The sequence below is a fragment of the Xanthomonas hortorum genome (genome assembly GCF_024339125.1).
Classification (GTDB): domain Bacteria; phylum Pseudomonadota; class Gammaproteobacteria; order Xanthomonadales; family Xanthomonadaceae; genus Xanthomonas; species Xanthomonas hortorum.
Genome location: NZ_CP101417.1, coordinates 2,072,607 through 2,094,850 on the forward strand (window position 1 = coordinate 2,072,607; position 22,244 = coordinate 2,094,850).

Sequence of the window (22,244 nt, forward strand, 5' to 3'; positions counted from 1 at the left end):
GCCCGCCCGAACGGGCAGGCCGCTACATTGCGTTAAACTGGGGCATTGCGCGACTGAATCAAGTGTCAGTCCTGAAGCCGCGCTGTCCGCCACAACAGCCGCAGTTTGCGACGCTGTCGGCATCGATGCAAGCCGCGCCCGGGCTGCCCAGGGCGCCTCACGAAGACGGAATAATGAGCGACAAACCGCTGACCGATTTGACCTTTTCCACGTTCGACCTGCATCCGGCGCTGATCGCCGGGCTGGAGAGCGCCGGGTTTACCCGCTGTACCCCGATCCAGGCGCTGACCCTGCCGGTCGCGCTGCCAGGCGGCGATGTCGCCGGCCAGGCCCAGACCGGCACCGGCAAGACCCTGGCGTTCCTGGTGACGGTGGTGAACCGCCTGTTGAACCGCCCGGCGCTGGCCGACCGCAAACCGGAAGACCCGCGCGCGCTGATCCTGGCCCCGACCCGCGAGCTGGCGATCCAGATCCACAAGGATGCGGTCAAGTTCGGCGCCGACCTGGGCCTGCGCTTTGCGCTGGTCTACGGCGGGGTGGACTACGACAAGCAGCGCGAGCTGCTGCAGCAGGGCGTGGACGTGATCATCGCCACCCCGGGCCGGCTGATCGACTACGTCAAGCAGCACAAGGTGGTCTCGCTGCACGCCTGCGAAATCTGCGTGCTGGACGAAGCCGACCGCATGTTCGACCTGGGCTTCATCAAGGACATCCGCTTCCTGCTGCGGCGCATGCCCGAGCGCGGCACTCGCCAGACCCTTCTGTTCTCGGCCACGCTCAGCCACCGCGTGCTCGAGCTCGCCTACGAGCACATGAACGAGCCGGAGAAGCTGGTGGTCGAAACCGAGACCATCACTGCCGCACGCGTACGCCAGCGCATCTATTTCCCCTCCGACGAAGAGAAGCAGACGCTGCTGTTGGGCTTGCTGTCGCGTAGCGAAGGTGCGCGCACCATGGTGTTCGTCAATACCAAGGCGTTCGTCGAGCGCGTGGCGCGCACGCTGGAGCGTCATGGCTACCGGGTCGGCGTGTTGTCCGGCGATGTGCCGCAGAAGAAGCGCGAGTCGCTGCTCAACCGCTTTCAGAAGGGCCAGCTCGAGATCCTGGTCGCCACCGACGTTGCCGCGCGCGGCCTGCATATTGATGGCGTCAAGTACGTCTACAACTACGACCTGCCGTTCGATGCGGAAGACTATGTGCACCGCATCGGCCGTACCGCGCGCCTGGGCGAAGAAGGCGATGCGATCAGCTTCGCCTGCGAGCGCTATGCGATGAGTCTGCCGGACATCGAGGCCTACATCGCGCAGAAGATCCCGGTCGAGCCGGTGACCTCCGAACTGCTGATCCCGTTGCCGCGTACCGCACGCGTGCCGGTGGAAGGCGAAGAGGTCGACGCCGACGCCGGCGACAGCGTGGGCACGATCTTCCGCGAGGCGCGCGAACAGCGTGCTGCCGAAGAGCAGCGCCGTGGCGGTGGCCGTAGTGGCCCGGGTGGCGCTTCGCGCAGTGGCAGCAGCAGTGGTGGTCGCCGTGATGGCGGCAGTGCCGATGCCAAGCCGCGTCCGCGCCGCAAGCCGCGTGTCGAAGGCGACGTTGCCGCCGAGACCGCAACCGTTGCCGCAGCCTCGGAAGCGCCTGTGGTCGCCGCAGCGACGACTGAAGCGCCGTCGACCATCGTGGCCGATGCCGAGCGCGCACCGCGCAAGCGTCGTCGTCGCCGCAACGGTCGTCCGGTCGAAGGTGCCGAGCCAGCCGTGGCGTCCACACCGGTTGCTGCGCCGGCCGCACCGCGCAAGCCGACCCAGGTGGTCGCAAAGCCGGTGCGCAGTGCGACCAAGCCGTCGGGCAGCCCGTCGCTGCTGAGTCGTATCGGCCGCAGATTGCGTTCGCTGGTCTCCGGCAACTGATCTGTTGCCGCTGCAATCGCATCGCCGGGCTTCGGCGATGCGACGCAAGCGCTGGCGCTCCGGCATAATCGCTGGATGACCGTTCTGCGTTTCGACAACGTCAGCAAGCACTACGCCGGTGGCCACCAGGCGCTGACCGATGTCAGCTTCGAAGTGGCCGATGGCGAGATGCTGTTCGTGACCGGCCACTCCGGCGCCGGCAAAAGTACCTTGCTCAAATTGATCCACCTCAGCGAGCGCCCGAGCCAGGGCGCGGTGCTGCTGGGTGAGCGCAACCTGCTCAAGGTGCGCGGCCGGCACATCCCGCTGCATCGTCGCCAGGTGGGTGCGGTCTATCAGGACCATCGCCTGCTCACCGACCGCAGCATCGCCGAGAACGTGGCATTGCCATTGATCCTGCGTGGCACCCGCCGCGCCGAGATCGGCAAGCGCGTGCGTTCGGCGCTGGAGCGGATCGGGTTGGCCCATCGCGAGAAAGCCTTGCCGTCGCAGTTGTCGGCTGGCGAGCAGCAGCGCGTGGGCATCGCCCGTGCCATTGTTGGCGAGCCGCGTTTGCTGGTGGCCGATGAGCCCACCGGCAATCTCGACCCGGCGCTGGCCGCCGAAATCATGCAGTTGTTCGCCGAGTTGCCGGCGCGCGGCACCAGCGTGCTGGTGGTCAGCCACGACCTGGCCTTGCTCAAGCAGATGCGCAAGCGCGTGCTGATCCTGGATCACGGCCGGCTGGTCGACGACATCTCGCCGCAGGATCTGGCCGAATGAGCAAGCCCGCCAATACCGAAGCCGCCGCACCCTCGCGGTTCGGCGTGTGGATCGACCACCATCTGCACAGCATCGCCTTCAGCCTGGGCCGCGCGATGCGCAAGCCGTGGGCCACCTTGCTGACCATCGTGGTGATGGCGCTGGCACTGGCCTTGCCGCTGGGGCTGTCGATCGCCTTGGACAACGTCAAGCTGCTGGCCGGCAGCGTGCAGCAATCGCGCGAGATCAATCTGTTCCTGAAGGTGGATATCGGCGCCGATGCCGCACAGGCGCTGGCCGGCGAATTGCGTGCGCGCCCGGACGTCGCCCAGGTCACCCTGCGCACGCCCGCACAAGGACTGACCGAGCTGCGCGAAAGCGCCAAGCTCAATGAGGCGATCGATGCGCTTGGCGACAACCCGCTCCCCACGCTGTTGATCGTCACCCCGACCGATGCGGCCGACGATGCGCAACTGGCCGGCGCGTTGCAGGCCTTGCCGCAGACCGACCAGGTGCAGCACGACGCGCTGTGGCGCAAACGCCTGGATGGCTGGCTGCGCTTTGGCGAGCGTCTGGTGCAGGTGCTGTCGGCGCTGCTCGGCGTCGGCGCGGTGCTGGTGGTCGGCAATACCGTGCGGCTGGACATCCAGTCGCGGCGCGAGGAAATCGGCGTGCTGCAGTTGCTGGGCGCCAGCGATGGCTTCATCCGGCGCCCGTTTCTGTATCTGGGTGCGTGGTACGGGCTGGGTGCCGGCGCGGTTGCGCTCGCGCTGATCACCGCCTCCGGGCTGGCCTTGCAGGCACCGTTGGCGACATTGGCCGACAGCTATGGCAGTTCTTTTACCCTGCACGGGCTCGATCTGCTGCATTCTGCGATGGTGCTGGTCGGCACCCTGGTCCTGGGTTGGCTGGGCGCCTGGCTGGTGACCGGCCATTTCCTTCGCCAGACCCGTCCCACCGAGACCTGAGGCCTGCCATGCATCCACCAGATCTCAAACACCTGATCAGCGACGCGCCGCGCGTGATGGTGGTCGATGGCTCGAAACTGGTGCGCAAGCTGATTGCCGATGTGCTGACCCGCGACCTGCCGAATGTGCAGGTGATCGGCTGCTCCAGTATTGCCGAGGCGCGTCAGGCGCTGGAAGCCGGCACGGTGGATCTGGTCACCACCTCGCTGTCGCTGCCCGATGGCGATGGCCTGACCCTGGCGCGCAGCGTGCGCGAAGCGGCCGGCCAGGCCTACGTGCCGGTGATCGTGGTCTCCGGCGATGCGCAGCAGCATCTGGTGGAGCGTCGCTTCACCGAGTACGTCACCGATTATTTCGACAAGGCGCTGGGCCACGAAGCCCTGGCGACCTTCATCCGCGGCTACGTGCAGCCCGAGCCGATCGTCGGCGCGACTGTGCTGTACATCGAAGACAGCCGCGTGGTGGCGGAGGCGACCAAGCGCATGCTCGAGCGTCAGAGCCTGAAGGTCATCCATGTGCTCACCGCCGAAGATGCCTTCGCGCTGCTCACCGCCGAATCGCTGGGCCGCACCGAGCGCCGCATCGACGTGGTGCTGACCGATGTGACCTTGAAAGGCGAGCTCAACGGCCGCGACGTGGTCGAGCGCATCCGCATCGATTTCGCCTACGGCAAGCGCCGCCTGCCGGTGCTGGTGATGACCGGCGACACCAACCCGCGCAATCAGTCCGAGCTGCTGCGCGCCGGCGCCAACGATCTGGTGCAAAAGCCGATCGAAGAGCGTCTGCTGGTGACCAAGGTGTTGTTCCAGCTGCGCCTGGCACGGCTTGAGGATCAGGCTGTCACGCTATGACTGAAATGTTAGATGTGGCCGAAGTAGAAGCACGTATCCAGCTGGAACCGTCGTGGAAGGCGCGCGTGGGCGATTGGTTGCTGCGCCCGGAAATGCAGGAACTGTCCGCCTTCCTACGTCAGCGCAAGGCGGCTGGCGCGCGGGTATTTCCGCCGGGCCCGCAGATCTTTGCCGCTTTCGATGCCACCCCGTTCGAGCAGGTCAAGGTGGTGATCCTGGGCCAGGACCCGTATCACGGCGAAGGCCAGGCGCATGGGCTGTGTTTTTCGGTGCTGCCCGGCGTGCCGGTGCCGCCGTCGCTGCTCAACATCTACAAAGAGATTCAGGACGACCTGGGCATCGCGCGGCCGGACCACGGCTATCTGATGCCGTGGGCGCGCCAGGGCGTGCTGCTGCTCAATGCGGTGCTGACGGTGGAGCAGGGCCGCGCCGGCGCGCACCAGAACAAGGGCTGGGAAGGCTTTACCGATCACGTCGTGGAAACGCTCAACCGCGAGCGCGAAGGCCTGGTGTTCCTGCTGTGGGGCAGTTATGCACAGTCCAAGGGCAAGGTCATCGACCAGGCGCGCCATCGCGTGTTCAAGGCCCCGCATCCCTCGCCGTTGTCGGCGCACCGCGGCTTTCTGGGCTGCCAGCACTTCTCCAAGACCAACGACCATCTGCAACGGCGCGGGCTCGGCCCGATCGACTGGTCGCTCCCACCGCGTAACGCGCTCGACACCACGCCCGCCCGCGGCTGAACGGGTCGGGCGGCACCGCATTTCGCATTGGTTTTGTCACGGTCTTCGCAGCGTGGCGGTGATAACTTACTCATCGATTCGTGGAGTTGGCCGCTGGAACGCCGGCATGGTCAAAAGCCCGAACGTCCTATAAATGGAACGCTGGGAACTCTTACTGTACCCGGCAGTCCAATAGTTCGACTGCTAAGATGGTGCCTATGAACCAGACTACCTCGACTGTCCTTGTGGCAAACAATCTCCCGATTCCCAGTGCGCTCGGTTCGCTGGACGCCTACATCGGTGCCGTGCACCAGATCCCGGTGCTGTCGGTCGATGAGGAACAGAATCTCGCCCGTCGCTTTCGCGACGAGCTGGATCTGGACGCCGCGCGCGAACTGGTCCATTCCCACCTGCGCTTCGTGGTCCACGTGGCCCGCGGCTACAACGGCTACGGCCTGCCGCTGGGCGACCTGATCCAGGAAGGCAACATCGGCTTGATGAAGGCGGTCAAGCGCTTCGACCCGGAAATGGGTGTGCGCCTGGTCAGTTTCGCAGTGCACTGGATCCGTGCAGAAATGCACGAGTTCATTTTGAAGAACTGGCGCATCGTCAAGGTCGCCACGACCAAGGCGCAGCGCAAGCTGTTCTTCAACCTGCGCAAGTCCAAGACCCGTCTGGGCTGGCTCAATGCCTCCGAAGTGACTGCGGTCGCCAAGGACCTGAACGTCTCCGAGCGCGAAGTGATGGAGATGGAGTCGCGTCTGTCCGGTCGCGATATCGGCTTCGACGCCTCGTCCGACGAAGACGACGATCATGGTCCGCCGTCGCCGGTGAGCTATCTGGTCGCCAACGAGGAAGACCCGTCGCAGGCCTACGAGCGTCACGACAGCGAAGACAACCAGCTGCAGCTGTTGCGCGAAGGGCTGTCCGGTCTGGATACGCGTTCGCGCGACATCGTCAAGCGCCGCTGGCTGGATTCCGATTCCAAGGTGACCTTGCAGGAGCTGGCCGACGAGTACGGCGTGTCGGCCGAGCGGATTCGCCAGATCGAGGCGAACGCGCTGAAGAAGATGAAGGCACTGTTCGTCGCCTGATCGGTTCGATTACGCGCGTCAGGTTGCAAAAAACGGCCCGGTTTTCCGGGCCGTTTGCGTTGCAGGTATGCAGTTTTCATGTCCTTCAAGAAGCTGACGAACCGTCCGGATGATGCGCCCGGCATTGTCGCTTTGGCCGACGACAGCTATTCCGGCAGACGCGCCACTGGTAGATGCCAGCCATAACGGATCGCCATGAAGCGCAGCCCGAAACACACGCCGGCGCCGGTTGCCAGTGACCAGGCTTGCGGCACGTCGAGCACATGCCCGATCGCGACCAGTCCACCGCCTGCGAGTGCGGCGACGGCATACAGCTCGGCTTGTAGGACTACCGGCGTGCGCGCTACCAGCAGATCACGCGCGATGCCGCCGCCGATGCCGCTAAGCATGCCGAGCAAGGTCGCGCTGAGCGGGCTGAGCTGATAGTCCAGCGCCTTGCTGGTGCCATAGACCGCAAACAAGGCCAGCCCGGCTGCGTCGAACAATTGCACCGGGTTGCGCAGCCGTTCCACCGCGGCATGCCAGCGGAAACCGGCCACCCCGGCCAGGCAGGCGATGAGCAAATACTGCGGATGCACCAACGCGGCAGGCGGGGTGGCGCCGATCAGTACATCGCGCACGATCCCGCCGGACACCGCTGCCGCGCACGACAGCACCAGCACGCCGAACAGATCCAGGCGATTGCGCACCGCCACGGTGGCGCCGCTGAGAGCGAACACGAAGGTGCCGAGCAGATCCAGCAGGAACAGGAGAGTGGTCACGGCGCCGCAGTGGGAACGGGCGGCACAGCATCGCGCACCGCCCGTCGCGCTGTCATCCGTCCTTGCTGTTGGGCGGCGGGTCGTCGGTTGCGCCGCCGAAGATGATGCGTGCGGCGCGCTGGTAGCTCCAGTACGCCATTGCCCAGTTCACCAGCACCACGAAGCGGTTGCGGAAGCCGATCAGGAAGTACACGTGCGCGGCCAGCCAGAACCACCAGGCGACAATGCCGGAGAGCTTGAGCTTGCCCACATGCACGATGGCGGCCATGCGGCCGATGGTGGCCAGATTGCCGTAGTCCTGATAGCGGAAGGCCGGCGTGGCCTGGCCGCGATGGCGTGCGCGGATCGCCTTGGCGATGTGCTTGCCCATCTGCTTGGCCGCCGGCGCCACGCCAGGCACCGGGCGGCCGTCCTGCTGCACCGAGGCTAGATCGCCGCCGACGAAGATTTCCGGATGGCCGGGCACGCTCAGGTCCGGCTGCACCAGCACGCGTCCGGCGCGATCCAGCGGCACGCCCAGCGTGCGCGCCAGCGGTGAGGCGGCCACGCCGGCAGCCCAGACGACGGTCCGCGCGGGCACGAAGGTGTCGCCGAGTTGATAGCCGAGCGCGTCAATATGCGTCACCGGCGTACCGGTGTGCACTTCAACGCCGAGCCGTTCCAGCTGCTTGCGTGCCTTGTCTGTGAGATCTTCCGGGAATGAGGGCAGCACGCGCGGGCCGGCTTCGACCAGACGCACGCGCGCCTGCTGCGGATCGATATGGCGGAACTCGTCCTTGAGCGTGTGGCGGGCGATCTCGGCCAGCGTGCCGGCCAGTTCGACGCCGGTCGGACCGCCGCCGACCACCGCAAAGCTGAGCCAGGCGGCGCGTGCGGCCGGGTCGGATTCGGCTTCGGCACGCTCGAAGGCCAGCAGCAATTTGCGCCGCAGCACCAGCGCGTCGTACAGCGTTTTCAGGCCGGGCGCATGCTCGGCCCAGTGATCGTTGCCGAAGTAGGCATGGGTGGCGCCGGTGGCCAGCAGCAGCATGTCGTAGCCGAGCGTGTTGCCATCGGCAAGCACCACTTCGCGACGGGTTGGAGCAATTTCGGCGACGTCGCCGAGCAACACTTCCACATTGCGTTGTTCGCGCAGGATGTGTCGCAGCGGCGCGGCGATATCCGGTGCCGACAGGCCGGCGGTGGCCACCTGATACAGCAGCGGCTGGAACAGGTGATGGTTCTGGCGGTCGATCAGGGTGATGCGGATGCCGGGATCGTCGAGCGCGCGGGTCGCCCATAAGCCGGCAAAACCGCCACCAACCACGACCAAATGCAGTGGAGCCTGGGAGGGAGGAGAAGTCATCGTAGAGTCCGATGGAATGCGACGCGGGCTCATCAGCATGCCGCATTTGCACTGAACATGACGCCTGAATCAGGCCTGCCTGCGGCATCATGTCGCATCCCGTCGATCCGGTCACCGCATGTCGCTGCTGCCACCGCCCTTGCCGCCGTTGTCACCTCCGCCGCAATCGCCGTTGTCACCTCCGCCGCAATCGCCGTTTCCCTCCTCCACGTCTGCCGCAGCGCCGTCCGCGCCGGCAGTGCGTCCCGTCCGAAAGCGGCTCAGCGGGGTCGCGATCGGCCTGATCGGCCTGGCAGCCTGCGCGATGCTGTTCGGCATGCTGGTGCTCGGGGCGCTTGGCTGGCTGATCGTCACCGGCTGGTCGCTGTTCGCCGATCAGGCGCGCACCGCGCTGCAGGACGATGCGGTGGTGCAGGAGCGGATCGGCCAGATCCACACGATGCGGGTGGATCTGTATCGCACCGGTCTTGCGCCGGGCGGCGATGATTTTGTCTTCAATGTGGAAGGCGATCGTGGCGCGGGGCGGGTGCATGCCACCTGGGTCAGTGCCGGGGCAGAAAGCGAGACGCTGACCAACGGGACGCTCACCATGCGCGATGGCAGCGAATACGCGTTGCCGGGCGCAACTGCTGAAAATACCGAAACCGACTCTGCCGATTCCTGGGAGCAATGAGCATGATCGACAACCCCGACAAACGCATCGCCTTGCTGATCGATGCCGACAACGCGCCGGCCGGCAAGATCGACGTGGTGCTGGCCGAAGTGGCGCGCTACGGTGTGGCCAACGTGCGCCGCGCCTACGGCAACTGGAAGAGCCCGCACCTGAAAAACTGGGAAGCGGCGCTGCACGATTACGCGATTCGCCCGATCCAGCAATTTGCCTATAGCTCGGGCAAAAACGCCTCGGACATGGCGATGGTGATTGACGCGATGGACCTGTTGTACGCGCGCAATCTGGATGGGTTTGCCATCGTGTCCAGCGATGCGGATTTCACCCCTCTGGTGATGCGTCTGCTCACCGATGGCATGAAGGTGTACGGCTTCGGCGAGAAGAAAACCCCGGCGCCGTTCGTCAACGCCTGCTCCAAGTTCACCTACGTCGAAGCGCTGGGCGAGCAGGCTGCAGCAGCCGGCGACACCGCTGCCGGGCGCAAGGACGCCACGGCGTTGCGTAGCGATACGCGTCTGGTGCAGATGCTGCGCAATGCGATCGACAGTGCCCGCGAAGACGATGGCTGGGCGCTACTGAGTGCGGTGGGCAAGCAGGTGGCCAACCAGGCCTCGTTCGATCCGCGCAACTACGGCTACCGCAAACTCAGCGATCTGGTGCGCGCGATCGGCTTGTTCGAGATCAAGCAGGACGAGCAGGCGCTGTGGCTACGCGATGCACCCAAGGGCGGGCGAGCGAAGGCTGCGCAGCCCTCTGCTGCTGGATCGGCGCAAGCCTCCGCTGCGAAGCCCGCGGCGCGCGCGACGTCCAAGCCGGCGGCAGGGAAATGACCCTGGCACCCGCTGCAACGCAGCCCACCGCGCAGACACCAACGATCACGTTATGGGGGCGGCGCAATTCCAGCAATGTGCGCAAGGTGTTGTGGTGCGCCGAAGAAGCTGGCCTGCCGTATACCTCGATCGAAGTGGGCGGCGCTTTCGGTGGTAACGACACGCCTGCGTACCGCGCGTTGAATCCGAATGGGGTGGTGCCGACGCTGCAGGATGGCGAGTTGGTGCTGTGGGAGTCCAACGCGATCGTACGTTATCTGGCCGCGCGTTATGCGCCGGCCCTGTATCCGCAATCGCCGGCAGAACGCGCGCTGGGCGATCGCTGGATGGACTGGACCACCTCGACATTTGCCGGCGTGTTTCGCGATCTGTTCTGGGGCGTGCTGCGCACCGCCGAGGCCGAGCGCGATCACGCACGCATCGCCGCTGCTTTGATGCGCTCAGGTGAGCTGCTTGCACGCGCCGACGCGGCATTGGCGCAACAGCCGTATCTGTCCGGCGAACAGTTCGCGATGGGCGATATTCCGCTCGGCAGCTTTATCTATGCCTGGTTCGAAATGCCGATCGACCGACCCGAGTTGCCGCACCTGCAGGCGTGGTATGAGCGCTTGCGCGCGCGGCCCGCGTACCAGCGTGGAGTGATGACGGCGCTGACGTGAGCTGCGAGTCTCAGCGCTGCAAAGGGGTGGGCCACATACACCGTGCGGCCTGCCGGCTCGCTTTTTTGTAGGAGCGCACTCGTGCGCGAGGGGCATCGCCGGTAACGCCGCATCGCGCTCAGGCGCGCTCCTACAAAACCTGAGTACACCGCGTGACCTGCCGACTTCGTGTTGTATGTAGGAGCGCACTCGTGCGCGAGGGCATTACCGGTAACGCCCCATCGCGCGCAAGCGCGCTCCTACAAAACGTGAGCAGACCGCGCAAAACGTGAGTCTGGCTGCAGCCGCGTGTTCGACATGCCCTGCACTAATACAGATCGATCGGGTCCACATCCAGCGACCAGCGCACGCGCCGCGCCTGTGGCAATGCGTAGATGGCCGGCAGTTGCGCATCGAGCAAACGATGCAAGGCCGAGCGCTGTTGCGCAGACAACAACAGCTGCGTGCGCTGGAAACCGGCGCGGCGCGGCATCGGTGCGGGCATCGGGCCGTAGCATTCCACTGCGGCAAACGCGGGCGATTGCGTCGTGGTGTCTGACGTGGTCAATCCACGCACTGCCATCAAAAACTGATTGGCGGCCGCCACATCCTTGGCCTCGGCGCGGAACAGCGCCAGGTGCGCGAAGGGTGGAAATCCAGCGGCCTCGCGCTGTTGCAGTTCGGCATCGGCAAAGGCGTGATAACCGCCGTTGACCAGGGTCTGCAGCAAGGGATGTTCCGGGTGGTGGGTCTGTAACCAGACCTCGCCAGGGCGGTCGGCACGCCCGGCGCGTCCTGCCACCTGGATCAGTTGCTGGGAGAGTTTTTCGGCGGCACGGAAATCGGCCGAGAACAGGCCTTCGTCGATACCGACCACCACCACCATGGTCAGCCGTGGCAGGTCGTGGCCCTTGGCCAGGATCTGGGTGCCGACCAGAATGCCGGCTTCGGTACCGAGCCGGGCGAGTTGGGTTTCCAGTGCATCGCGGCGCTGGGTGGTGCTGCGATCGATACGCACCACCGGAAACTCCGGGAACGCTTCGGTCAGGCGTTCTTCCAGCCGCTCGGTGCCGATGCCTTGCGGCTGCAGCGCCAGACTGGCGCAGGCCGGGCAGGCCAGCGGTGCGGATTGGCGCGCGCCGCAGTGATGGCATTGCAGGCGCCGGCCGCCGGCGTGCACGGTCATCGGGGTCTGGTGCAGCGGCGTGCTGCAGCGTTGGCAGGCGGCGGTCCAGCCGCAGTCGTGGCACAGCAGCACCGGCGCGTAGCCGCGGCGGTTCTTGAACACCAGTACCTGCTCGCCGCGCGCCAGGGTGGCGCCGATGCCGGCCAGCACCTCCGGCGACAGGCCGTCTTTCAGCGGGCGCTTGCGCACATCGAGCACGCGCACGCGCGGCGGACGCGCCTCGCCGGCCCGACGCGACAGGCGCAGATGCTGGTAGCGGCCGCTGTAGGCGTTGTGCAGGCTTTCCAGCGATGGCGTGGCGCTGCCCAGAATCACCGGCACATCCAGCGCCTTGCCGCGCACCAGCGCGAAGTCGCGGGCGTGGTAGCGGATGCCGTCCTGCTGCTTGTAGCTGCCGTCGTGTTCTTCATCGACCACGATCAGGCCGGCCTTGGGCAGCGGAATGAAGATCGCCGAGCGGGTGCCGACGATCAGTTTGGCCTCGCCACGCCAGGCCGCCGCCCACACGCGTGCGCGTTCGCCATCGGACAGGCCCGAGTGCAGCGCATGTACGGGTACGCCGAGGCGGGCGCGGAAGCGGCCCAGCGTCTGCGGGGTCAGGCCGATTTCCGGCACCAGCACCAGCGCCTGGCGTCCGGCGGCCAGGCAGTCGGCGATCGCCTGCAGATAGACCTCGGTCTTGCCGCTGCCGGTGACGCCATCGAGTAGATAGGTGGCAAAGCCGGTGTGCGCGCGGACGGCGGCGGCGGCTGCCTGTTGCTCGTCGTTGAGCTGCGGGCCAGTGCCGGGCCGCGGCGGGATGGCGTCGGCGGGCACCGCCACGCGCTCGACATAGGCGCGCTTGGCCAGACTGCGCGCGGCCTCGCGCCATTGCGGCAGCAACGGGTCCAATTGTTCTTCGCCGATTGCGCCGGTGAGCAGCAGGGCTGCGAGCAAGGCTGGGCGGCTGCCTGCGCGCAGACCGGCAGCTCCGGTGCGCCCGGTCTCGGTCAGCTGCCAGGCCCAGGCATGGGTATCGGCCAGCGGTTCGCCACGGCGCAACGGGCCGGGCAGCGCGCTGGCCTGGGTTTCGCCAAGCGGTGCGTGGGTGTAGCGCGCCAGCCAGTGCAGCGAGCGGGCCAGCTCCTCGACCAGCAGCGGGGCGTCGTCACACCAGGCCAATGCCGGGCGCAGCCCCTCGGCCGAGGCCAGCTGCCCGATCTCCACCACCACCCCGACCAGCTCGCGCGGCCCGAACGGCACCCGCACCCGGCAGCCGACCCGCGCCGGGTCTGTCAGCGGCGCGTCGGCCGGAGGCAGATAGTCGAACAGTTGGGGTAGCGGCACCGGCAGGGCGACGCGCAGGGTGGCGACGGTCGAAGACATCCAGTCAGTCTACCGACCCTTTCCAGAGGTCGGCAGTCGGGTATCAGATCGCCCCAAATCGGCACCTTGGCTTACGGCGCGTTTCTGTGACGCAAGTGATAAATACGACGTAAACCTATGTGAGGGTTAAGGAAACCGGTTTATCCACACTGCCTGTGGATAAACCTGTGAATTAGTCTCGTGCTCCACGCGTTGAAGGCGGATTCACTAGCCTCTGCAACCTCTTGGACATTTTTTAGCCAACACAGATAAGTCTATCAATATCAATGCTTTAGGCGTGAAACACGATTGCAACAAAGAAAAATCAACAGTTGACAGACGTCTGCGTATCGGTATGTCTGCCGCTGTGCACAACCCGCACGGGTGGCGGTCGCGGCCAAGGTAAGGGCGGAGCAAGGCCGTCTCGATCTGTCAAGCCATCGGCGGGGGCCAGTTGCGTCGGTATCATGCCGGCCGATGCTGGAGTTCTCATGACCGTAGTCCCCGACGCCCCTGTCACCCCTGCCGCGTTGTCAGCCTTCCTGCGCGGTGTCGAACGCCGGGGTCTGGTGCTCGCGCAACTGCAATGCGGCGATGTGGCGGCGGCCGAGCGGGCCCTGGCTGCGGCGCTACGTGCCTTCAGCAGCCAGGCGGCAGGACGCCCGATGGCCGGTTGGCCGATGCGCTTCTGGAGCCTGTTGGCAGCTGCCCCGCCGCTGCGGCGCGAGCCCATGCCGGGCACCTGGCTGCCCCCGTTCACCGCGCTGGGGCGGATGCAGACCACCGACCGGCTGGCGCTGCTGCTGCGCATCGTGGCCGGGCTGGAAGAAGAGCCCGCCAGCGAGGTACAGGGCATCGACGTGGCGGCGTATCGGCAATCGCTGGCCCGCGCCTGCCCGCGCGATGCGGCCGGCAATCCGGACGCGCAGGCCTGGCGGGTGCTGGCCGAGGCGGCGCAGCAGGAGTTGCGCGAACTCACCCCGGCCCAGGTGAGTCGACTGGGGCAACTCCGCGATTCGGCCCTGGCCGGCATGCCGCTGCAACCGGCGGCGGCAGCGCCTGTGGTCGCCGCTGCCGAGCCGCGTCGTCCGGCGGCGCCACGTGCGCGCCCCGCCCGTCAGTGGCATTGGCCGCGGATCTCGCGCCGCCACGCCGGCATCGTGCTGGCGGTGCTGGCGTTGGCACTGTTGTTCGCGGTGCTGGGCTGGTGGTGGACCCATCGCCGGCCCGCACTGCCGCCCGAGCCGGTCTCGCAGGCGCCGGCCGGTGTGTTGCATGTCACCGACGCCGCACCGGTGCTGGTGGAAGAACTTCCCGCCGCCGACCTGCCGGACGCAGCGGCAACCCCCGGCATGGACCCGCGCGACCAGGCGATGCTGGCCGACCCGGATCTGGAACTGGCGCGCTCGGCGGATTTCTACGCCTGGTATGCGGCCGGCCATCCGGTGCCGGCCGACGAATCCGGCGCCCATGCCACCGCCGCCGAGCCGCCTGCCGCCCCGATGGAGACCGTCGATGACGAGAATTAAGTGGTGGGGCCTGCTGTTGTGCGCCGCCGCCGGTCTGGCGGGTGCGCAAGCCCTGCCGGCGCCCCTGGAAGAAGGCAGCGCTGCCGCGCCGTCCGGCGCCCCAACGCCCGGCACCGCGACGCCCGCGACTCCAACTTCCGCGACCCCGAGCGCCGCACAGCAACGCGCGCGCTGGGACGCCTTGACGCCTGCACAGCAGGCCGAGCTGCGCGCCCGCTATGCCGCGTGGAAAGGGCTCACCGCCACCGACCGGGTGGTGCTGCGGCAGGCACGCGAGCGTCTGCGTGCCTTGCCCGAAGACCAGCAGCGCGCACTGCGCACGCAGTTCACCGTGATGGATCGCCTGCATCGCGATGGCTGGCGCCTGGGCTCGCAGCTGGGCGCGTTCTATTCCCCGTTGCAGCCGTTGATCGGCTACGTACCGCCGGCACAGCGCGACGCGCTCTTGAGCGTGTTGCGCAGCCTGGATGCCGGGCAACTGGAGCAGTTGGCGCTGCTGGCACAACGCACCCCGCCTCAGGAGCGCGATGCCCTGCGTGATGCATTGCTGGCCGAGGCGCCTGCAACGCGCAATGCATGGTTGAAGCGGCAGCTGGCGCGCTGACGTCGAAACCGTCGCTGTCGAAACCCTCAACGCACCGTCGCGCGTCCACGCGCCGCTGGCGCATGGGAGGCTGACTGACCCACGTCGCACAGTGCGGGTAAGATGTCGGCCCCGCGCGACCCGGTGCCAGCGCCTCCCGGCACGGCCGTAGTCCGCGCAGCGATCGGTTTGTCATGTCTGTTTCTCCTGCACCCACGTCCGCGACGCCAGGCTTCGCTGCGGAAGTGCGTACCACCGGCCTGCTCGCGCTGCCGCTGGTGCTCGGCCACGTCTCTACCGGCCTCATTGGCTTTGTCGACAACGTCATCGCCGGCCACCACGGCACCGCCACGTTGGCGGCGGTCACCATCGGCACCTCGTTGTTGTGGCTGCCGATGCTGGTGCCGATCGGCACGCTGATCTCGTTGACCGCTTCGGTCTCGCAACTGGTCGGTGCCGGCCGCGAGCGCGAGATCGGCCCGTTGTTCCGCCAGGCGTTGTGGTTGTCCCTAGGCCTGGGCGCGGTGATGTTCGCCTTCCTGAGCGCGGTACCGCCGCTGCTGCCCACCTTCGGGATTGCGCCGGACATCGTGCCGGGGGCGACCGACTTCCTGCATGCGGTGCGCTGGGGCGGGCCGGCGCTGACGTTCTACTTCTGCATGCGCTATCTCAGCGAAGGCATGCACTGGACGCTGCCGACCATGCTGCTGGGCTTCGGTGGCCTGCTGGTGCTGGCGCCGCTGGGCTATGCGCTGACCTACGGCAAGTTCGGTTTTGCCGAGCACGGTGCGCAAGGCCTGGGCATGGCCTCGGCGATCACCATGTGGGTGCAGGCACTCGCGTTTGCGCTGTATCTGTGGCGCGCGCGCCGCTTCGCGCATCTGGAATTGTTCAATCACCTCGAAGGGCCGCGCTGGCGTGCCATCGGCGATCTGCTGCGCACCGGCCTGCCGATCGGCATCACCGTGTTGATGGAAGGCGGGCTGTTCATCGTCACCGCCTTGCTGATCGGCCGGCTCGGCTCCACCGAAGCGGCGGCGCACCAGATTGCGATCAACGTTGCGCAGCTGTGTTTCATGATCCCGATGGGCGTGGCCGAGGCCACCACGGTACGGGTCGGGCATGCGGTGGGGCGCGGCGATCCGCTCGGCATGCGGCGTGCGGCCTGGGCCGGCTACGCCATCGTGCTGGGCACCCAGGCGTTGTCGGCCAGCGTGCTGTTGCTGGGCCACGACGCCATCGTGAGTGTCTATACCGACGATGTGGCGGTGGCGGCGCTGGCCTCGGTGCTGCTGCTGTACGCAGCTACTTTCCAGTTTCCCGACGGCATCCAGGTGCTCTCCAGCGGCGCGCTGCGTGGGCTCAAGGACACCCGTGTGCCGATGTTCCTGGCGATGTTCTCGTATTGGGGCGTGGGCATGCCGATCGGTGCCGGGCTCGGCCTGGGACTTGGCTGGGGCCCGCAAGGCATGTGGATTGGCCTGATTCTGGGCCTGACCGTGGCGTCGATCCTGATGGGCCTGCGTTTCCGCCAGACCAGCCGGCGCCTGACTGCCGACGCGACCCCCTGACTTCCAGCGCATGCCGTGCGTGCTGCGCAGCCGGTATGCTGGGCAGCATTACTTGCATGCAGCGTCATTTCGACGGAGTTTTCCATGAACCACCCCGTGCGTCGCAATCCCATCGCCAGTTTCTTCGTTGGCCTGTGGGATGTGATGAATTTCACCCGGCGCCTGATCTTCAACCTGGCGTTTTTCGGCTTTCTGTTCCTGATGCTGCTGCTGTTTGTGGTGGCGATCGCGCGTGGCGACGGCACCAAGCCGCTGGCCGAGCGCACCACGCTGGTGATCAACCCGGAAGGCACCCTGGTCGAGCAGTTCAGCGCCGACCCGGTGAGCCGTTCGCTGGCCAAGGCAGTCGGCGACAAGAGCGCCGAAGAGGTGCAGCTGCGCGACCTGGTGCGGGTGATCGAGGCGGCCGGCAAGGATCGCAAGATCGAACGGGTGCTGTTGAACCTGGACAAGTTTCAGCCCTCCGGTTTCGCTTCACAGCGCGAAGTTGCCGCGGCCCTGCAGAAGCTGCGCGCCTCCGGCAAGCAGATCGTGGCCTTCAGCGAGAGCATGAGCCAGGGCCAGTACCTGCTGGCCGCGCAAGCCAACGAGGTCTATCTCGACCCGATGGGCAGCGTGCTGCTGGAAGGTCTTGGCCGCTATCGCCAGTATTTCCGCGAAGGCCTGCAGGACAAGCTGGGCGTGGACGTGCATCTGTTCCGCGTGGGCGAGTACAAGTCCGCGGCCGAGCCGTACATCCTCGACGCGGCCTCGGCCGATGCCAAGGAAGCGGATCTGTTCTGGATGAACGACGTGTGGCAGCGCTACCTGGCTGACGTCGGTACTGCGCGCAAGCTGAGCCCGGCGCAGCTGACCGCCGGCATCGATACGCTGCCCGAAGGCGTGACCGCCGCCGGTGGCGACCTGGCCAAGTTCGCGCTGCAGCAGAAGCTGGTCGACGGGCTCAAGACCCGCGAAGAGGTCGATGCCTTGCTGACCAAGCGCGGCGTGGCCGACAGCGATGCCGATGCCGGCTTCCGCAACATCGATTTCGCCAGCTATCTCACCCAGTTGCAGGCGCGGCGGTCCATGGACAGCCGCCCGCAGGTGGCCGTGGTGGTGGCCGCTGGCGAGATCAGCGGCGGCGAGCAGCCGGCTGGCCGCATCGGTGGCGAATCGACCGCCGCGTTGCTGCGTCAGGCGCGCGACGATGAAGAGGTCAAGGCGGTGGTGCTGCGCGTGGATTCGCCCGGCGGCGAAGTGTTCGCCTCCGAGCAGATCCGTCGCGAAGTGGTCGCGCTCAAGCAGGCCGGCAAGCCGGTGGTGGTGTCGATGGGCGATCTCGCCGCCTCCGGCGGTTACTGGATCAGCATGAATGCCGATCGCATCTATGCCGACCCGTCGACCATCAGCGGCTCGATCGGCATCTTCGGCATGGTGCCGAATCTGACCCGTGCGCTGGACAAGATCGGCGTGCATACCGATGGTGTGGGCACCACGCGCTTTGCCGGCGCGTTCGACATCACCCGTCCGCTGGACCCGGCCGCCGGCCAGGTCATCCAGGCGGTGATCAACAAGGGCTATGCCGATTTCACCGGCAAGGTGGCGCAGGCGCGTCACCAGTCGGTGGACGCCATCGACAAGGTCGCACGCGGCCGCGTGTGGAGCGGGGCGCAGGCCAAGCAGCATGGCCTGGTGGATGCGTTCGGCGGCATGCAGGAAGCGGTGGCCGATGCGGCCGATCGGGCCAAGTTGAGCAAGGGCAAGTTTCGCGTGCGCTATGTCGAGAAGCCGGCCACGCCGTTCTCGCAGTTCATGAGCGGCTTTGCCGGCAGCCGTATGGGCGCCTGGATGCTGGGCGATTCGGCCATGGCACGCGCCATGCTGGCGCGCTCGCTGCCGGAAGTGGACACCCAGTTGCGCTTCGTCGAAGACGCCGTGCATGACAGCAAGGCCGGGGGCACGCCGGTCAAATCGCTGGCGTATTGCTTCTGCGGGTTCTGACGCAGTACGTTTTCAAGGTGATGCATCGACAACGCCGGCCTTGTGCCGGCGTTGTCGTTTCTACTGCGTGGCTGCGTCGATCGCCTTGCGTTGATCGTCTGCTGCCTGGTCAGTCGCCGCCTGCACCGCGTGCGCCTTGTTCAACGGTTCCTGGATGTGGTCGCGCAAGGCGGTGGCCTGCGGCTCGGGCTTCTGATCGGTGGGCGCAGGTTGCGGTCGCTGACAGGCACCAAGCAACAACGCCAGGCTGGCTGCAGGAATCCAATGCAGTTTCATCGTCGTGACCTCGCTTGGGGTGGCGGTATCCTAACGCTCGGGCCGCACGCAGGCGTCAATCACGCTGCAGTGGCCGTTTCCTGCGTCTTGAAAGAGGATCACCCACGTGACAACCCATCGTTGGCGGCTGGATGGACAGACCGCGCTCATCACCGGCGCCAGCGCCGGCATTGGCTTTGCCATCGCGCGCGAGCTGCTCGGCTTCGGCGCGGATCTGCTGATGGTGGCGCGCGATGCCGATGCACTGGCGCAGGCACGCGACGAGCTCGCCGAAGAATTCCCCGAGCGCGAATTGCATGGCCTGGCCGCCGATGTGGCCGACGATGAAGAACGTCGTGCCATTCTCGATTGGGTGGAAGACCACGCCGATGGCCTGCACCTGCTGATCAACAATGCCGGCGGCAACATCACCCGCGCGGCGATCGACTACACCGAAGACCAGTGGCGCGGCATCTTCGAAACCAACGTGTTCGCGGCCTTCGAATTGTCGCGTTATGCGCACCCGTTGCTTGCCCGCCACGCGGCCTCGGCGATCGTCAACGTGGGCAGCGTCTCCGGCATCACCCATGTGCGCAGCGGCGCGCCGTACGGCATGACCAAGGCCGCGTTGCAGCAGATGACACGCAATCTGGCGGTGGAATGGGCCGAGGACGGCATCCGCGTCAATGCGGTGGCGCCGTGGTACATCCGCACCCGTCGCACATCCGGGCCGCTGTCGGACCCGGATTACTACGAGCAGGTGATCGAACGCACCCCGATGCGCCGCATCGGCGAACCGGAAGAAGTTGCCGCTGCAGTCGGTTTTCTATGTCTGCCTGCGGCCAGTTACATCACTGGCGAATGCATCGCGGTGGATGGCGGATTCTTGCGTTACGGGTTTTAACCCGCCTGCGCGCGAGTCAGGGGGCCGCGAGGTTGCTCGCTTGCGCTGCTGGTCGGTGCACCGCACATGCCATCTGGTGATCGCTGTAGGTTGCCAGTGGCTTTAAAACATCGGCCCAGCAAACGCAGCGCCGTCGAACTGACTGACCTGCGCTGGACCGCTGGTTGCAGCATCAAGGCGTGGTGGACGGATTCGCGCAGCGGCTTTCGTCCAGCACCCGGCGCATTTGATCGAAGCGCTGCTTGCGTTCGGCCGATTGCGCCTCGTCGGAGAAGCGCCAGCTTGCCTCGGCCTGCTCGGCGCGTTTGCGCCAGGCCTCGCACAGGCTCTGATCCGGTACCGGCGCGCAGCGATCGGTGACCACCTCGCAGGCGCTGCCTCCGCCGGTGGCCGGCCCGCCCGCCAGGTTGGTGGTCTGCATCGGCAGGCAGCGCGTAGCCGGTTCGCGGTCTTCGGTGAAATAACGTCCGTTGTCGTGCGCGGTGCATTCGAACAACGGCGGCGGTGGCAGTGTGGAGGTAGAGGCAGGTGACGTCGGCGCAACCGGTGCTGGTGCCGCAACGGGTGCAGCAGCGGGCGCCTCGGTTTTCGGGGTGGCGCGCGATTGTGCAGAGGGCGCTGTGCGCGCGGGCGATGCCGCGCTCGATCCGCCCGGCGCAAACGGCACGGCGGCCGGCGCAGTCATCACTTTCTTTTGCTGCTGCACGCCTTTCGGGCACGGCATGTTCTGCACCGTGAGCGCGCCGGTCGGATCGGTGCAGCGGTAGATGGTCACGTCCTGGGCGCTGGCAACCGACGTCCATCCGATCAACAACAACAGGCAGCGCCTCATGCGCCGCCGCAATCGCGTTGCAGGCGTGCGTCGATGCCGCGTTGTTCGCGGCTGAGGTCCTCGCGCTCGCTCTGCAAGGCGCTGTTATAGCGCCGGATCAGCTCCCAGCGGCGATCGGCCAGCCGCCCGCAGACTTCCTGCTCCGGCAGGGCATGGCATTCGTCGCGGATCTGCACATTGCCGTACGGCACGATCACCGTGCCGCCGCCGTAGCCGCCGCCGTAGCCGCCCTGATAGCCGCCGCCTCCGAAGCTTGCGCTTCCGCGCAGGCTTCCACCCCGTCCGGAGCCACCTTGCACCGATACCGCCGGGCGCGGGCTCACCGAGATCGGCGGACGCTGGATGCCGCCGCCGTTGACCGGCGGGGCAATGCCGTTGCCCACATAGGCGGGCCCCCAGGTCGGCACCCAGCGCGGATTGCCTTCCGGGCTGTCGCTTGTGTAGCGGTTGCCGTCTTCGGTGGTGCACTCGTACATCGGCTGCGGCGGTTGCACGGTGATGATGCGCACCTCGCGCGGCGGCTGCGTCGCGACGGCGGCAGGGGCGACGACAGCGCGTTCCGGTCGTGGCGGCGGATCCTGCGGGCGTTGCAGGTCCAGCACCTGCTGGCGCCCGCTGCTGCATGGCGCATCCTGCAGCGCCACGGTGCCGGTGCTGCTGACGCAGCGGTAGATCCGCACGTTCGGATCGGGTTTGCTGGCGGTACTGGCCGCCGACGCAGGCAGCGCGGTGGCCAGCAACAGAAGGGTCAGGACGGTACGCATGACCGCAGTGTGCGCGTCTGTCCGGCTGTGGGCAAAGGGGGGGCGGCTGAACTGGTTTCGGACGATGCAGGCGGGCGGATCAGCGACGGCCGTTGCACGTGGTTTCGCGCTTTGCCAAGCGTGCCAATCGAGCTGGGCCTGAGGTATCCATCACACGGCAGCCAAACTCGTTGAATCCATCTCACCGCTTCACTCAGTCGCGCAGGATCTGCCCGCTGCGCGCATCGCGGATCTGGGTCGGCTGCGCCAGTGCGCCCACCTCGCCATCCACCACGCCATCGATGCTGGCCAGCAGCGCCGGATCCAGTGATTGACGGCTGCGTGCGGGTGGCTCACCGGCCAGGTTGGCGCTGGTGGACACCAACGGGGCGCCCCAGGCTGCGCAGAGCGCGGCGACGACCGGATGCGCGCTGATGCGCACTGCTAGCCCGTCATGCGCGCCAGTGACCCAGCGCGGCACCTGTGCGGTGACTGGCAGGATCCAGGTGTGCGGGCCCGGCCAGCTGGCCAGCACCTCCTGCTTGCGCGCAGGCTCCAGCGCGTCGAAATCCACCCATTCGTGCAGGACATCCACGCTGGCAGCGACCACGATCACGCCCTTGTCGACCGGGCGCCGCTTGATCGCCAGCAGCCGCAGCACGGCCGCTTGCTGGCGCGGGTCGCAACCCAGTCCCCACACCGCTTCGGTGGGATAGGCGATCACGCCACCCCGGGTCAGGGCAGCGACGGCGTTATCCAAGCTGAGCGCGGGGCTGGGTGCCGATTGCAT

21 protein-coding genes are annotated in these 22,244 nt (G+C 66.8%); 14 read left to right on the plus strand and 7 right to left on the minus strand.

Annotated elements, in window-relative coordinates:
* Positions 1-173: 173 nt before the first annotated feature.
* From rhlB to rpoH, 6 genes are all read left to right on the plus strand, one after another.
* Positions 174-1,907 carry an ATP-dependent RNA helicase RhlB gene (gene rhlB, locus NMB96_RS08655; protein WP_255086681.1) on the plus strand — a complete coding sequence of 578 codons (1,734 nt, stop codon included), beginning with the start codon at positions 174-176 and terminating at the stop codon, positions 1,905-1,907.
* 75 nt (positions 1,908-1,982) lie between these two features.
* Positions 1,983-2,669 (plus strand): cell division ATP-binding protein FtsE, encoded by a 687-nt coding sequence (gene ftsE, locus NMB96_RS08660; RefSeq protein ID WP_023905405.1) that lies wholly within the window; start codon positions 1,983-1,985, stop codon positions 2,667-2,669.
* A complete protein-coding gene (gene ftsX, locus NMB96_RS08665) occupies positions 2,666-3,616 on the plus strand; it encodes a permease-like cell division protein FtsX (RefSeq protein WP_255086682.1) in 951 nt (316 codons plus the stop codon). Before ftsE ends, ftsX begins: the two co-directional genes overlap by 4 nt.
* 8 nt (positions 3,617-3,624) lie before the next feature.
* Complete coding sequence (locus tag NMB96_RS08670) at positions 3,625-4,467, plus strand: response regulator (protein WP_006453139.1); 843 nt, start codon at positions 3,625-3,627, stop codon at positions 4,465-4,467.
* 14 nt (positions 4,468-4,481) lie between these two features.
* Positions 4,482-5,207 carry a uracil-DNA glycosylase gene (gene ung / locus NMB96_RS08675; RefSeq protein ID WP_043889906.1) on the plus strand — a complete coding sequence of 242 codons (726 nt, stop codon included), beginning with the start codon at positions 4,482-4,484 and terminating at the stop codon, positions 5,205-5,207.
* Between the two features lie 197 nt (positions 5,208-5,404).
* Positions 5,405-6,280: an RNA polymerase sigma factor RpoH gene (gene rpoH, locus NMB96_RS08680; RefSeq protein WP_043889500.1), complete on the plus strand. Its 876-nt coding sequence runs from the start codon at positions 5,405-5,407 to the stop codon at positions 6,278-6,280.
* A 146-nt stretch (positions 6,281-6,426) separates the two neighbouring features.
* Here the strand turns inward: rpoH and NMB96_RS08685 are convergent, their stop codons facing one another.
* Both NMB96_RS08685 and NMB96_RS08690 read right to left on the minus strand, forming a co-directional pair.
* Positions 6,427-7,041, minus strand: coding sequence for a trimeric intracellular cation channel family protein (locus tag NMB96_RS08685; protein WP_006453142.1), 615 nt, complete (start codon positions 7,039-7,041; stop codon positions 6,427-6,429).
* A 52-nt stretch (positions 7,042-7,093) separates the two neighbouring features.
* A complete protein-coding gene (locus NMB96_RS08690; protein WP_183086912.1) occupies positions 7,094-8,386 on the minus strand; it encodes an NAD(P)/FAD-dependent oxidoreductase in 1,293 nt (430 codons plus the stop codon).
* 118 nt (positions 8,387-8,504) lie between these two features.
* Between NMB96_RS08690 and NMB96_RS08695 the strand changes: the two genes are divergently transcribed.
* The 3 genes from NMB96_RS08695 to NMB96_RS08705 are packed head-to-tail and all read left to right on the plus strand — an operon-like array spanning position 8,505 to position 10,545.
* A complete protein-coding gene (locus NMB96_RS08695) occupies positions 8,505-9,059 on the plus strand; it encodes a hypothetical protein (RefSeq protein ID WP_023905400.1) in 555 nt (184 codons plus the stop codon).
* Positions 9,056-9,886: an NYN domain-containing protein gene (locus NMB96_RS08700; protein ID WP_043889498.1), complete on the plus strand. Its 831-nt coding sequence runs from the start codon at positions 9,056-9,058 to the stop codon at positions 9,884-9,886. The genes NMB96_RS08695 and NMB96_RS08700 overlap by 4 nt, the downstream gene beginning before the upstream one ends.
* Positions 9,883-10,545, plus strand: coding sequence for a glutathione S-transferase family protein (locus tag NMB96_RS08705; protein ID WP_023905398.1), 663 nt, complete (start codon positions 9,883-9,885; stop codon positions 10,543-10,545). Before NMB96_RS08700 ends, NMB96_RS08705 begins: the two co-directional genes overlap by 4 nt.
* Before the next feature lie 307 nt (positions 10,546-10,852).
* On the opposite strand, the gene NMB96_RS08710 is transcribed toward NMB96_RS08705, so the two are convergent.
* A complete protein-coding gene (locus tag NMB96_RS08710) occupies positions 10,853-13,075 on the minus strand; it encodes a primosomal protein N' (RefSeq protein ID WP_023905397.1) in 2,223 nt (740 codons plus the stop codon).
* 470 nt (positions 13,076-13,545) lie between these two features.
* On the opposite strand from NMB96_RS08710, the gene NMB96_RS08715 reads away from it, so the two are divergent.
* From NMB96_RS08715 to sppA, 4 genes are all read left to right on the plus strand, one after another.
* Positions 13,546-14,583, plus strand: a complete 1,038-nt coding sequence (locus NMB96_RS08715; RefSeq protein ID WP_023905396.1) for a hypothetical protein — start codon at positions 13,546-13,548, stop codon at positions 14,581-14,583.
* Positions 14,570-15,187 carry a DUF3106 domain-containing protein gene (locus NMB96_RS08720; protein WP_023905395.1) on the plus strand — a complete coding sequence of 206 codons (618 nt, stop codon included), beginning with the start codon at positions 14,570-14,572 and terminating at the stop codon, positions 15,185-15,187. Before NMB96_RS08715 ends, NMB96_RS08720 begins: the two co-directional genes overlap by 14 nt.
* 173 nt (positions 15,188-15,360) lie before the next feature.
* Positions 15,361-16,737 carry an MATE family efflux transporter gene (locus tag NMB96_RS08725; RefSeq protein WP_023905394.1) on the plus strand — a complete coding sequence of 459 codons (1,377 nt, stop codon included), beginning with the start codon at positions 15,361-15,363 and terminating at the stop codon, positions 16,735-16,737.
* A gap of 84 nt (positions 16,738-16,821) precedes the next feature.
* On the plus strand, positions 16,822-18,720 hold the full coding sequence (sppA, locus tag NMB96_RS08730) for a signal peptide peptidase SppA (RefSeq protein ID WP_023905393.1): 1,899 nt from the start codon (positions 16,822-16,824) through the stop codon (positions 18,718-18,720).
* A gap of 60 nt (positions 18,721-18,780) precedes the next feature.
* Here sppA and NMB96_RS08735 read toward each other — a convergent pair whose 3' ends face one another.
* Positions 18,781-18,996 carry a hypothetical protein gene (locus tag NMB96_RS08735; RefSeq protein WP_074056551.1) on the minus strand — a complete coding sequence of 72 codons (216 nt, stop codon included), beginning with the start codon at positions 18,994-18,996 and terminating at the stop codon, positions 18,781-18,783.
* Between the two features lie 106 nt (positions 18,997-19,102).
* On the opposite strand from NMB96_RS08735, the gene NMB96_RS08740 reads away from it, so the two are divergent.
* On the plus strand, positions 19,103-19,879 hold the full coding sequence (locus tag NMB96_RS08740; protein WP_006453153.1) for an SDR family oxidoreductase: 777 nt from the start codon (positions 19,103-19,105) through the stop codon (positions 19,877-19,879).
* Positions 19,880-20,051: 172 nt separating this feature from the next.
* Here the strand turns inward: NMB96_RS08740 and NMB96_RS08745 are convergent, their stop codons facing one another.
* The 3 genes from NMB96_RS08745 to tsaC form a co-directional block, all read right to left on the minus strand.
* Entirely contained in the window at positions 20,052-20,711 is a 660-nt protein-coding gene (locus NMB96_RS08745) for a DUF4124 domain-containing protein (protein WP_255086683.1), read from the minus strand.
* On the minus strand, positions 20,708-21,475 hold the full coding sequence (locus tag NMB96_RS08750) for a DUF4124 domain-containing protein (RefSeq protein ID WP_255086684.1): 768 nt from the start codon (positions 21,473-21,475) through the stop codon (positions 20,708-20,710). The genes NMB96_RS08745 and NMB96_RS08750 overlap by 4 nt, the downstream gene beginning before the upstream one ends.
* Positions 21,476-21,668: 193 nt before the next feature.
* Complete coding sequence (tsaC, locus tag NMB96_RS08755; protein ID WP_255086685.1) at positions 21,669-22,244, minus strand: L-threonylcarbamoyladenylate synthase type 1 TsaC; 576 nt, start codon at positions 22,242-22,244, stop codon at positions 21,669-21,671.